1 protein-coding gene is annotated in these 1062 nt (G+C 65.0%); it reads right to left on the bottom strand.

Going from position 1 to position 1062, the window contains the following annotated elements:
* The coding region (locus DWX63_RS11055; protein ID WP_117843733.1) for an SIS domain-containing protein at positions 1-1062 on the bottom strand (1062 nt) is incomplete at its 5' end.

Genomic DNA, 1062 nt, shown 5'->3' with positions numbered 1-1062 from the left:
TTAGTAGTCGAACTGGTGGTAGTAGCGGCGGTACTTGAGGTTGTGCTTGGTGACCAGCTCGTAGTTGCGCGAGAGGCGGTCGGTGGTCAGCACGGACAGGATCCAGGGGGACACGATGACGCGGAAGTCGTCGTCCAGGCCCGGGATCGCGTACTCGGCGGTGTCGATGATGACGTAGTCCTCGTCGCCGGTCACGCCGCTGGTGAGGAAGGCGCGGACGCGCTCGTCGAGGGCGCGGCACTCGTCCTCGCCCATGAACAGGAACACCGGGACGCCGGGCTCGAGCAGCTCGAGCGTGCCGTGGAAGAAGTCGTGCGAGGTGATGTGGCGGATGCGCTTCCACTGCATCTCCTCGAGCAGGCACATGGAGTACAGGATGGTCTCGCCCCACAGCGCGCCCGAGCCGATGAACATGGTGTAGTCGGCCAGCGCGTACTTCTTCGCGAGCTCCTCGGCGCGCGGCTCGAAGCGCTTGCGGATGTCGAGCATGTCCTTCCAGACGTCCTTCGTCTGCTCGATGAACAGGTCGAACTTGGGGAAGCAGCCGCGGCGGTTGAGCAGGCGCAGGCCGAAGCAGTCGGCGAGGTAGTAGCCCTTCTCGCAGCCGCCGGCGCCGTGGTCGGAGGCCATCATGACGCAGTTCTCGGCGCCCACGGCCCGGCCGATCTTGCCCTCGGGGTTGGTCATGGCGTAGACGCGCACGCCCATCTCCTTCATCTTGCCGATGGCCTCGAGCACCTCGGGGGTGGTGCCGGACTCGGAGGCGGTCAGCACGACGGACTTGTCGGTCATGCGCTTGTGGCCCATGACGTTCCACTCGGCGGCGTGGATCAGGTAGACCTCGAGGTCGCGGTCGCCGAACTTGTTCATGAGGTACTCGAGCTGCATGAACTCGTCCCAGGTGCCGCCGACGCCCATCAGGAAGACGGCGTCGTAGCCCTCCTTGTGCACGCGGTCGGCCAGCGCGGTCATCTTCTTGCCCGCCTCGTAGACGTTCCTGCCGTCCTCGAGGTAGCCCTCCTGGTCGAAGTGCATGATCTCGATCTTCTCGGTCTCCTTCAT

It is taken from the genome of Collinsella sp. AF20-14LB, from assembly GCF_003459505.1.
Lineage (GTDB): Bacteria > Actinomycetota > Coriobacteriia > Coriobacteriales > Coriobacteriaceae > Collinsella.
The sequence above is the reverse complement of the archived record's forward strand: the minus strand, read 5'-3'. Positions and strand labels throughout refer to the sequence as shown.